General features: G+C 40.0%; 11 protein-coding genes. All 11 read left to right on the forward strand.

Annotated features, from left to right (window positions below; translation table 11 throughout):
- The 11 genes from HMPREF0650_RS08005 (at position 1) to HMPREF0650_RS08055 (ending at position 11902) form a co-directional block, all read left to right on the forward strand.
- A complete protein-coding gene (locus HMPREF0650_RS08005) occupies positions 1-993 on the forward strand; it encodes an acyltransferase family protein (protein ID WP_004349857.1) in 993 nt (330 codons plus the stop codon).
- 20 nt (positions 994-1013) lie between these two features.
- Entirely contained in the window at positions 1014-2174 is a 1161-nt protein-coding gene (locus HMPREF0650_RS08010) for a glycosyltransferase (protein ID WP_004349859.1), read from the forward strand.
- A gap of 31 nt (positions 2175-2205) precedes the next feature.
- The gene (locus HMPREF0650_RS08015; RefSeq protein ID WP_004349860.1) at positions 2206-3384 is read left to right on the forward strand and encodes an EpsG family protein; all 1179 of its coding nucleotides are present in this window, start codon (positions 2206-2208) and stop codon (positions 3382-3384) included.
- Positions 3385-3394: 10 nt separating this feature from the next.
- Positions 3395-4273: a glycosyltransferase family 2 protein gene (locus HMPREF0650_RS08020; protein WP_004349862.1), complete on the forward strand. Its 879-nt coding sequence runs from the start codon at positions 3395-3397 to the stop codon at positions 4271-4273.
- A 34-nt stretch (positions 4274-4307) separates the two neighbouring features.
- Positions 4308-5396, forward strand: coding sequence for a glycosyltransferase (locus HMPREF0650_RS08025; protein ID WP_004349863.1), 1089 nt, complete (start codon positions 4308-4310; stop codon positions 5394-5396).
- Positions 5397-5451: 55 nt separating this feature from the next.
- Positions 5452-6735 carry a glycosyltransferase family 4 protein gene (locus tag HMPREF0650_RS08030; RefSeq protein ID WP_004349865.1) on the forward strand — a complete coding sequence of 428 codons (1284 nt, stop codon included), beginning with the start codon at positions 5452-5454 and terminating at the stop codon, positions 6733-6735.
- 274 nt (positions 6736-7009) lie between these two features.
- Positions 7010-8026 carry an NAD-dependent epimerase/dehydratase family protein gene (locus tag HMPREF0650_RS08035; protein WP_004349867.1) on the forward strand — a complete coding sequence of 339 codons (1017 nt, stop codon included), beginning with the start codon at positions 7010-7012 and terminating at the stop codon, positions 8024-8026.
- Entirely contained in the window at positions 8026-8643 is a 618-nt protein-coding gene (locus HMPREF0650_RS08040) for a sugar transferase (RefSeq protein WP_004349868.1), read from the forward strand. Before HMPREF0650_RS08035 ends, HMPREF0650_RS08040 begins: the two co-directional genes overlap by 1 nt.
- Positions 8630-9832: a type III PLP-dependent enzyme domain-containing protein gene (locus HMPREF0650_RS08045; protein ID WP_004349870.1), complete on the forward strand. Its 1203-nt coding sequence runs from the start codon at positions 8630-8632 to the stop codon at positions 9830-9832. Before HMPREF0650_RS08040 ends, HMPREF0650_RS08045 begins: the two co-directional genes overlap by 14 nt.
- Positions 9833-9837: 5 nt before the next feature.
- Positions 9838-10830: an ATP-grasp domain-containing protein gene (locus HMPREF0650_RS08050; RefSeq protein ID WP_004349873.1), complete on the forward strand. Its 993-nt coding sequence runs from the start codon at positions 9838-9840 to the stop codon at positions 10828-10830.
- A 343-nt stretch (positions 10831-11173) separates the two neighbouring features.
- Complete coding sequence (locus HMPREF0650_RS08055) at positions 11174-11902, forward strand: sugar-transfer associated ATP-grasp domain-containing protein (RefSeq protein WP_245543482.1); 729 nt, start codon at positions 11174-11176, stop codon at positions 11900-11902.
- Positions 11903-12089: the final 187 nt, after the last annotated feature.

Consider the following 12089-nt stretch of genomic DNA (forward strand, 5'->3'; position numbering starts at 1 on the left):
ATGCAACGCATTCAATATGTAGATAGGTTGAAAGGCTTCGCTATGTTGGCTGTAATTTTTGGTCATGTGTTATCTTATTCCATGTCTGATGAATATAATTTTATGGTAAAATTTGTATCTACGTTTGATATACCTATATTTATGTTTTTATCAGGTTGGGTTATATCATCCTTGCCAGATATTAAGAAAGTGTTTATCAAATGTACATCATTTTTGTCACCTTTCTTTTTCGTGGGCTTATCTTTTGCCCTCTTTTATTATAAAAACGCATCTGTGTTCTTTGGAAGTAATGTAAAGAATGGTTATTGGTACCTTTTCGTATTGTCTTTTTTTTATGTTTTCTTATGGTCATTCCGCATAGTTACCCAGGTTGTTAAATCCAAATGGGGGGATATTATTTGGGCCGTGCTGATTTATGCTTTGCTAATTGTACTTAATTTGACATTATCAGAACGATGGTGCAATATACTGAGCGTTTATCAGGCAAGATCTTTGTGGCCTTTATTTATTGCAGGTTATTTGTTCAGGAAATACAATGTAACAGAAACATTTTTATCTAAAAATGTTGTATTCAGTTGTAGCATGATAGGTTATGCAGTTACGGTTTATTTCTTTTCTAAGGGTTATTTCCGCGTTTTCTTATTATCAGCTTTTCTTTCTGTCCCTACTTTTGTCTATCTCTTTAAAAAATTCGAATCAAACCATGATATCGTGTCCAATGCTTTAGCAAGAATAGGTCGTCATTCGTTAGATATTTATATTTATCATTTCTTTTTTGTATTTGCATTAAGATTATCAGGATGGCATGAATATTTCATAGCTACAGACAACCTACTACTTGAAAGTGTAATCGTAGCGATTCTTTCTGTCGCTATCGCATACAGCTGTATAGGTATAGGCTACTTGATTAGACAAAGTGAATTTTTAGAGAAGTTGATTTACGGCAAATATATTGCAAATGCAATAATGTCATTCAATAAAAAATCTGTATAGAATCGTATATGTTATAATATATGAGAAAGAAGGTCTTATTTATAATTGGCACATTACAATCTGGTGGGGTATCTAAATCCATGGTGTCATTACTGACGGCTTGGGATAGACAAAGATATGATACCTCCTTGTTGCTTTGCTGTAAAGAGGGTGACATATATTCAGACAGATTACCAAAAGATGTTCATCTGATATATAACCCTGTTATAGAGCATGTGATGGGAGGAGTATCTTCGGCATGGTGGCTTCTGCGACATGGAAAGGTCATGTTGGCGTTGGGTGTGTTGATTAGACTCCTACTGTCTCGACTGTCCAAACCTATGGCAGGACGCTTGATTGCAAAGATGATGCCGGCAATTGATAGGGAAGAATATGATTTAATCGTTGATTTTGGTGGGCAGCAAATATTATATTATATGGTGGATAAGTTACGTGGAAAAAAGAAAATTTCTTTCTTTCATAGTGACTACGCTAAATGGGATTATTACTATAAAGTCGATAAGAACTATTATCCACAGGTTGATCAGCTATTCACTATTTCAGAAACTTGTGCTACTTCTTTGAAAAAATACTTTCCATTATGTGAGGATAAAATTGCTGTTATGGAGAACATCTCCTCACCGGTTTTAATTAATAGTTTGGCCAGGGAAAATGTAAAGCTTCCTCAACATGAGTTAATCATAACAACAATCGGTCATGTGTGGTATAATAAGGGCATAGATTTAGCTATAGAGGCTGCTCAGATTATCCATGAAGAAACTAATATAGATTTTCTATGGATTTTTATAGGAGCAATAAGAGAGTCAAAATGGCTTCACGAGATAGAACGAAAAGATTTATCCGTTTTTTTTATGTTTACAGGTATAAAATCTAATCCGTATCCCTATCTGTTTCAATCAGATCTTTATGTTCATCCTTCTCGCTTTGAGGGAAAGTCTATTGCGCTTGATGAGGCAAAGATTTTATGCAAACCTATCGTAGTTACAAATTTCTCCACGGCACATGATCAATTTGAAAATGGAGTGAATGGAAGTATATGTGAAATGAGTGGTCGTTCTATAGCAGACGCAATTATAAATTTGTATTTGCATCCGCAATTAAGAAATAAATATTCAAAATGTCTACAACAACACATTGTAGATAATTCATGCGAAGTAAAAAAGCTTTATAAGTTTTTATGATATAAGGTAAAACTATTAATATACTTTATTTATGTGGTTGTATCTTCTAATATTTTTCATACCTTTAGTTGTTTACTATTCTGATTCTAAGAAAATCAGAGAAGATTCAACTTTCTTATTTGTTTATTTGTGTTTTCTTGCTGCTTTTGTTGGGTTGTCTGATATGTTTGGAGGATACGATCGCTATATCTATGGAGAAGTTTTTGATACTGTTGCTGATATCACAACAGCGCATGAGAGTTATTTGCAGCATGGAGCTTTTTTATTATTCAAGGGTGAGCCAGGTTATATAATATTGAATATTTTGATATCTTTCATAACAGAGAATCGATATATTTTTATCTTTATTTGTACATGTTTAGTTTATATTCTTTTATATCAAACCCTTAAGGACTATGCCAAAAATCATCCCTTGGCACTAATATTATTTATGGGATTATGGTTTTTCTTTACTTTTACTTATCTCCGACAAGTTTTAGGTGCAACGATAGTATGGTTAGGAATAAAATATGTCATAAACCGAAATTTTTGGAAATTTCTTTTTGTATTTTTAATAGCATGGTCAATGCATAAATCTGCAATTATTTTTTTTCCAGTATATTTTATACCAATTAAAAAATACTCAGTAGGTACTATTATCACAGTTATGATAATAGCACTTTTGATTGGAATATCGCCTTTGCCTAATAAAATAATCAATTTGTATGGCGATAATTCTATTATTGAACAAAGGGCGGACTATAGCTCGTCAGGAGGTGCACGATTGGCATATTTTTTAGAAGCTGTCTTTTTTTTGTTTGTTATTATTTATAATTATTTTTCAATTGAGAAAAATAAAATAGATATTCTAATGCTTAATATTGCTTTGTTATTTTGTATGACATTACTATTATTTATACGTTCAGAAAATGGTGGCCGTTTGTCTTGGTACTTTATGATAGGTATTATTATTACGTTGAGCAATATTTGCAAAAATATTAAAAGAAAAACAACTTTATCAGTTGGACTTGTTGTTTTAAGTTTGATACTATACATAAGAGTGTATAACAGTTGGCAAGCATATTATTTCTTATACCCATATAAAACTTTTTTAACTAATGGCTATCGGTCTGAAGATATAATTCATGATAATTATGAGTATGATAAAACGTATGATACTGACAAGTTTCATCGTAAACCTTTTAGAATGTTGATCAATGTAAAATTGTAATTCTGACAAAATGCTTATAACAGTCTTTACACCTTCATATAATCGAGCAAATTTTTTAAGAGAAATTTTTGAGAGTCTCTGTCAACAAACTTTTAAGGATTTGGAATGGATCGTTGTGGATGATGGAAGTACCGATAACACCAAAGATGTGATGGAAAAGATCATTGCGGGATGCGATACTTTCCCAATCAGATATATCTATAAAGAAAATGGTGGGAAGCACACGGCTATCAATTTGGGAACAAAGCTGGCGAAGGGGGAACTGTTCTTTATTGTAGATAGCGATGATACGTTGATGGATACGGCTTTACAAACTGTTGCAGACGAATGGGATAAGGTGAAAGATAATCCACAGATTGGTGGTGTTGTAGGTTTGGATGTTAATAGTAAGACTGGGGAAATTATAGGTGGCGGACTACCTCAAGATGTGATAGACTGTGATGCGATGGAAATAAGGTACAGGTATCATGTTCGTGGAGATCTAAAAGAGGTGTTCAAAACAGATGTGTTAAGAGAATTCCCTTTCCCGGAAATCAAAGGTGAAAGGTTTTGTCCCGAGCAGTTGGTGTGGTTTAGAATCGCTCAGAAGTATAAACTACGTTATATCAATAAACCTATATATGAGGCTGAATATCAGCCAGATGGCATCACGTCTGGAATTGTAAAAGCCAGGATGGAAAGTCCTGTCGCAACTTGTATGACCTATGCAGAGATGTTAGACTATGATATTCCTTGGTTGCATAAAGTCAAGGCTGCCATTAACTACTGGCGGTTTCGGTGTTGCGTGCATGCCCACATATCACAGGTTCCTCGCATAAAATGGTGTTGGTGGATATTTCGTCCAATGGGATATATGATGCACATCAAAGACAGGAAGGTTATCCGGTAGATCTTTTTATCCACAGAATAAGCATACAATCATCATGCGAATATTACAGGTTATCACATCTTTACAGATTGGTGGGGCGGAGCACGTGGTGGTGCACCTCACCAAGTTGTTGCGGCAGAAGGGGTATACGGTCGATGTGATTGTCTTCAATGGCGAGCATACTGCTTTTATGCGAGAGTTGGAGGAGACGGGATGCAGGATATACAAATTTGGGAGAGGTTTCTACAATTTGAGTTATATTCCCAAGTTAAGAAGAATTATGCAGGAGTATGACATTATCCATACCCATAACTCCTCGCCGCAGCTGTTTGCCGCCATAGCCAATATCGGGTTGGGAAAGGTGCTGATAACGACAGAACATTCCACGAACAATCGCAAACGGGAGCATCCTATGTTCTCGTTTGTAGACAAATGGATGTATGGTAAATATGCTAAGGTAGTGACGATTAGCAAGATTGCTGAAGAGAAGTTGTGTCTCTATTTAGGCCTTGAGAGTAATCAACCTAGCAGTCCGTTGCAGCGTAGAATCGTGACCATCAACAATGGGGTAGATGTCAATGCATTTTATCATGCGGAGAGTTTACCGGATTTGGCTCACCAGGGTAAATTCGTCACGGTGATGGTGGCCGGGTTTCGGGAAGCCAAGGATCAGGAAACGGTGATTCGGGCTATTGCATTGTTGCCGGACGAATATGCGTTGTGGTTGGTAGGCGATGGTGTTCGTCGCCCAGAGATAGAGGCTGAAATTATTAAGCAAAATGTGACGGAGCGTGTAAAGTTATTGGGCATTCGGTCGGATGTGCCGCAGATATTGAAGTCGGCAGATGTCATAGTAATGTCGTCACACTGGGAGGGATTATCTCTGTCGAATATTGAGGGCATGTCATCAGGCAAGCCCTTTGTAGCCAGTGAAGTGAATGGATTAAAAGAAGTAACTGCTGGTTATGGTATCCTTTTTCCACATGGCGATGCTGAGACTCTGGCTGATGTTATAAAAAAGCTGCATGACGACCCTGCGTATTACCGTCAAGTGGCGGAGCGGTGCTATCAACGAGCCTTGCAATATGATATTCGGAAAATGGTGGATGCGTATGAACAATTGTATGATATGGTGCAGCAATAATAGGCTTGCATTGACAAGTATGATTCTCCATGGGTAGTCTATCAATCATAGACTTATGAAAAAGAAGAAACTAATTCGAGTCACCACGGCTGACATCAGTCTGAACTCGCTGCTAAGGGGGCAACTCAACTATCTCAATCAATATTATGAGGTGGTGGGGGTAGCCAAAGATACTGGCGTGCTCGACGAGGTGGCCGCGCGAGAGGGCATACGGGTGATTGATGCTCCTTTGGAACGACCCATCAGCATAGGCAAGGATATCAAGGCCTTGTGGTTTATGTGGCGACTCTTTAGGCGCGAAAAGCCGTGGTGCGTGCATGCCAACACACCCAAAGGGTCGTTGTTGGCTATGGTGGCTGCATGGGCCGCACGCGTGCCTAATCGTATATACACCGTGACGGGTCTGCGCTATCAAGCCACGACCGGCATGCTGCGCACTATATTGAAGACGATGGAACGCGTGACATGCTGCTGCGCCAACCAGGTCATACCTGAAGGCGAGGGTGTGAAACGGGCGTTGAGGGAGGACAGAATCACAGGGAAGCAACTGCAAGTGGTATACCATGGCAACATCAATGGGAAGGATACATCGTATCTGTCACGCAAGGCCACGAGCGAGTTGTTGCGAGCGGAGAACGAGGAGACGCGATTGATGGAGGATGCCACGCCCTTTGACGGGCGCCGGTATATGCACCAAAAGTTGGGATATACAGCCAATGATTTCGTTTTTATCCTTATTGCGCGCATGGTAAGAGACAAGGGTATTAACGAGTTGGCGGAGGTGATGAGGCGATTGGTGGGTCATGCTGCTGACCTGCCGCGCCAACCTAAACTCCTGATTGTGGGAGAAAAAGAGGTGCAAAGCGGTGGTCATATCACTCTGGAGGCGCAACGATTTTTGAGTGAATCCGCTGCCGTTTTCTATGCAGGACTTCAAAAAGACGTGCGGCCGTACTTGATGGCGGCCGACGCATTGGTGTTTCCGAGTTACAGAGAGGGATTCCCCAATGTACCCATGGAGGCAGGAGCGATGGAGTTGCCTTGCATCGTCACCAACATCAATGGCTGCAACGAAATCATCATCAATGGTGAGAATGGGGTCATCATCCCGGCGCCGGTCGATCGTTATGGCCATCTCATACAGTTTGCTTCGGACGACCCACAAGCTGACGGTTTCTCCTCGCCCATGGCCAAAGCGCTCTACCAGTCGATGTGCGATTTGATCAACAACACCGACAACACCAACAGGATGGCCGCCAACAGCAGGAGGTTAATCCAAGAACGCTATGAGCAGCGTGATGTGTGGGAGGCGCTAAGGCAAATGTATGCTGGGTTATGATTCGCAATAATCCCTGTTTGAGGGACGAAACTATGTGAAATCGTCCCTCATACAGGGATTATTAGATACCTGGAAAACCCTCGCTCTTTTAAGAAGATTGGTAGGTACGGACAAGTGGTGGCGTCGCATGAAAAAACGTAACGAGTATGATCTTCACCATTTTGGAGATTTCGTGACAGAAGCTTTTGCCTATAGCATGCTCATGCCATCAAAATCATAAAATAAAAACATATAATAATTAGTAAGCAATCGATACGTTTAAATGAAAATAATTATGAAGACAGTAGTTGTTTTTGGTGCCACAGGCAATTTGGGAGCATACGTAAGCTTGAAATTAAAAGACGACGGATATAATGTCGTTGCAGTCGGAGGAAGAAAAAACGATAATGGCTTTTTTGCTGAGCATGGGATGAGCTATTATTCTGTTAATATTAAAGAAAAATCTTCTTTCGACGTGCTTAAGGAGATTGGAGACGTGCATGCTGTATGTCATTTTGCAGGTAGCCTGCCATCTCGCTATGAGTATGATCCAAGAGATTTATTGGATTCAATAACAATCGGTACGCTCAACGTTCTCACGTTTATGAGGGAACATAATTGTAAGAAGATTATATTTCCTCAAACACCTTACGATCTCGCAGACCATTTTGACAAAATGAAAAATAATGGAAAACTATCAGCTGATTTGCAACGCGGTTTTCCAAAGACAGGAGACCATGCAGTGTATGTAATAGCAAAAAATGCTGCTGTAGACTTGATAGAATATTTTCATCACACTTATGGTTTTTCACGCTTTGTACTTCGATTCTTTACCATCTACGAATATCATCCCAACGCTTATCACTACGCAAATTATAAACGAAGAATGATGCCATACAGGATGCTAATGGACAGAGCCGCTCGCAGTATGCCTATAGAGATATGGGGAGATGCTTCAAAGAAAAAGGAGATGGTTTATATCAAAGATTTTGTAGAACTCGTTTCTAATTGTGTAAAATCTGACATTGAGGGTGGAATCTACAATGTAGGCAATGGATGGCAAGTGTCGTTGGAGGAACAAATTAGAGGAATCGTAGAGGTTTTTTCTCCAAAAGATCATCCATCAAAGATAACTTATGTACCAGAAAAGCCAGATCCGCTTGAAAATGCGTTTGATGCGAGCAAGACTTTTAACGAGTTGAACTGGAAGCCTAAATATTCTTACATTGACCAACTTCGTGATTTTAAGCATGAAATGGAGACGGAGCCTTTTGCAAAATTGTGGGGAACGAAAGACGATTATCACGAATAATGTACAGGAACTTTTTTAAAAGAGTATTTGATTTTATACTCGCTTTACTGGCCATCATTTGCCTCAGTCCGATACTCTTGTTAGTATATGTTCTGCTACTCATTGCTAATGAGGGAGCGGGTGCTATCTTTTTGCAAGAGCGCCCGGGTAGATATGGCAAAATATTTAAGGTCATCAAATTTAAAACGATGAATGATAAGCGAGGCCCTGATGGAAAATTATTATTAGATACACTACGCATAACTAAAGTGGGGTGGTTTGTGCGCAACACGTCATTGGACGAGTTGCCACAGTTGTTCAATGTTTTAAGGGGAGACATGTCTTTTATAGGCCCCCGCCCATTGTTGGTGAAATATCTTCCACTTTATTCTGAAGAACAAATGCGCAGACATGAGGTCAGACCTGGAATTACGGGTTGGGCACAATGCCATGGACGGAATAACTTGTCGTGGACGGAAAAGTTCAAATATGATGTGTGGTACGTAGATCATCTGTCGATATGGACTGATATACGAGTTATACTAATTTCAATCAAGTCGGTATTGACAAGACAGGGGATAACAACCAATAATACTAATGTAAAAGCTACAATGGAGGAGTTTAATGGTAATAACTAAAAATGATGCTCAGCATCTCAAGACTCCATGTTTTGTCTTGGATAAGGACGAGCTGACAAAATGTATTAATGACTTCCAAACGGCTTTAGACACTCAGTTTGATAATAGTGTAATAGGATATTCCGTCAAAACGAACGCCTTGCCATATTGTTTAAAAGTGGCTAAAGACAGTGGCTGTTTTGCTGAGGTGGTGTCTTTTCAAGAGTACGAACTGGCATTAAAGATAGGTTATGATAAAAGACGTATTATTTATAATGGTCCATTAAAATCAAAACAAACATTCCTTGATGCCATACAGCACGACGCTATCGTAAACATTGAGACGTGGCGGGAGATAGATTGGTTGGACGACCTGCCTAAGAATCGGAAGCATGATATAGGTATCAGGTTAAACATCAACACCACATCCATTTCTGCGGAGGATGCTTTTGGTGAGAATGACGATAGTCGCTTTGGCTTTTCCTATGAGTCGGGCGATTTTCAAAAAGCCGTGGAGCTGATAAGTGCGAAGCGGCATGTGCGGTTGGTGGGTATACACACGCACAAGGAGCCCAAGACACGTAGCGTGCGGTTTTATCAACGGGTGATAGCGTACGTATTGCCTATACTGACCGACCTTCGTTTGCAACTTGAATATTGGGACGTTGGCGGAGGTTTCTTTGGTCCGATGCCTGGCAAACCCACGTTTGATGATTACGCGCGAAGTTTTCGCACTGCCCTCGATGGCTCACCATACGCGAATGTACGCCTTGTAGTGGAACCTGGCAACGCATTGCTTTCATCGCCTTTTAGCTATGTATGCAGTGTCATTGACGTGAAGCAGCATGATGGCAAACGTTTCGTGACGACAGATGGCACGCGAAACGACGTGGACCCATTTTTTCACAAGGAAGATTATTTCAAGCGGTTTGTTTATACAGACACGCCGCAGCTTTGCCATCAGCCGCAAGTGGTTGGTGGTTTGACGTGTTTGGAGTATGATCGTCTTTTCACTTTGCCTGAGGGAACAGAGGCGTTGAACGTGGGCGACCGCGTTATTTTTGACAGAGTGGGAGCGTACACCATGGCTTTGACGCCACTCTTCATACATTATCTGCCCACAGTCTATTTAAAACGATGCGATGGAGATTATACTATCATCAGGACAGAGTGGGGAGTAGACGAATTTATTAGAAAATCAATTTATTAAGAAACATGAATACGATTCTTTTTTGCAGTTGCGGCCGCAGGGTTCAATTGCTCAAATTCTTGAAACAATCATTGGGCGACGATTGCAGGATTATTTGTGCGGACAACTCACCCATAGCCCCCGCGCTGTACGTGGCTGACAAACACTATGTGGTGCCCCGTATCACAGATGAACATTATATAGATACAATCTTGCAGATATGCAAGGAAAATAATGTCCAGGCCATTACAACATTGATAGATCCAGAGATAGAATTGCTGTCCAAAAACCGAGATCTGTTTTTGCAACATGGCATCTTGCCTCTTTGTCCTGAGCGCAAAACAGCAGCACGTTGTTTTGACAAATTTGAATTTTATAAATATCTTACCAGTAAAGGTATACGCACGGTTCTAACCTATGATAGCGTAACCTCTTTTGAGGAAGGACTGAAGAAAGGAGACATTAGCTTCCCTGTATTTATCAAACCTATATCGGGGAGTGGTAGTGTCGGAATCCACAAGGTGCAATCATTGGAGGAGCTTCGGGAATATTTTGACGAAGGAGAGTTTACCTATATCATTCAAGAATTTATGGATTGCGACGACTGTGACGCCGATGTGTATATCGATACCATCTCGCATGAGCCTGTGGCCGTTTTTTCCAAACGTAAACTTGAGACAAAGATTGGTGGGGCCAGCAAGACGATATCCTTTAAGGATGAGCGACTGTTTGACTTTGTTCGGGAGATTTGCAAAGTGTTAGAGTTTAATGGTCCAGTCGATATGGACTTTTGGTACAAGGATGGCGAGTACTATCTCTCGGAGGTTAACCCTCGGTTTGGAGGGGCGTATCTGCATGCGTATGGCGCAGGGGTAGACTTCTTCAAACTTATCGTGAACAACATGAAAGGTGTCAGAAATCAGAGCATCGTTGGACAATACAATGAAGACGTGTTGATGATGATGTATGACGGGGTGGTGATTGTGGACAAAAAAGACTTGGTGAAAGAAAAGATTTAGCTAATGGTGAATAGCGAAATGCTATCGTTCATACCATTATATATGTTAATATCATCGAACAAGAAAGTACAGTTCAAATTCTAAAAAAATGAAAGTTTCTTTTTACACAGATTATTTCAAGAAGTGCTGGAAAATGCTCTGGCAATTGCACAAAGAAGAGCATATTTCGATGCTTGTGCTTCTTGTAGATTATCCTTGGTGTCTATTAAGACATGGATGCCTGATAAGGCATTACGTCCTAGGCAATTTTTACAAGCGTAGAGAGTTTGAGAGAAAGCGAATCATGACCTATCGACGTTATCTTAAAGCGCAAAATTATTTTAATGATATAAAGGATATACATGTGCTAGAGAACAAACATGAGTTTAATAGTTTCTTTTCGGAATATGTGCATCGTAGTTGGCTCTATTCGCCAGAAATGTCATTGACGGATTTCGGTAATTTGTTGAAAGATAAAAAAGTACTTATCGTAAAACCTTATAATACATGTGAGGGTGAGGGCGTGCATAAGATCTATTTCGACAAAGTTGGCGATGCGGGAATATTGCCTCTTTACCGCAAGCTCAATGAGGGTAAGTACATGATAGAGGAATGCATCGTTCAAGATCCGTCACTTTGTCTCGGCAGCACGAGTGTGAATACGCTGCGGGTGGAAACTCTTTTGGATAAGAAAACCAACAAGTCGCATATCGTGAAGGCTTTGTTCAGGGCTGGGGTTGGACATACAGACATAGACAACTATGCGCAGGGAGGCTGTGTCTACGAAGTGGATTTAGCAACAGGTCGCATTATTTCATCGGCGCTTTCAAAGGTTAACCCAAATGTACTCTTCCATCCTGGCACAAATACTTTCATGCTTGGCTTTCAGATACCATGTTGGGACAAGGTTGTAAAGGTATGTAACTCGGCACAGGAAAAGCTGCGCATGTGCGGTTTTGTTGGTTGGGACGTAGCTATCTCAGTGAACGGGGAGTGTGAACTGATAGAAGGGAACCATAATCCTGATTATGAGCTTCTAGAATTCAAGGGCACATATCGCTACTGGGAAAAAGTGAGGCCATATATGTACTAATATAAAATTGATAAAGAATCCGTTGTATAAAAGTTTTGAGTGTTTTATATTTTGAGATAATATATAAATTGCTTTTAATCTTGCCAATAACCATAAATTGTACATTTTTATTTTCGTGTGGCTTTTGATTGTTTCGCTAATTCTAATTAGAAGTGCAAATTATAGAATAATATTTATGGCCCTATGA

The sequence above is a fragment of the Hoylesella buccalis ATCC 35310 genome (genome assembly GCF_000177075.1).
GTDB classification, from domain to species: Bacteria; Bacteroidota; Bacteroidia; order Bacteroidales; family Bacteroidaceae; genus Prevotella; species Prevotella buccalis.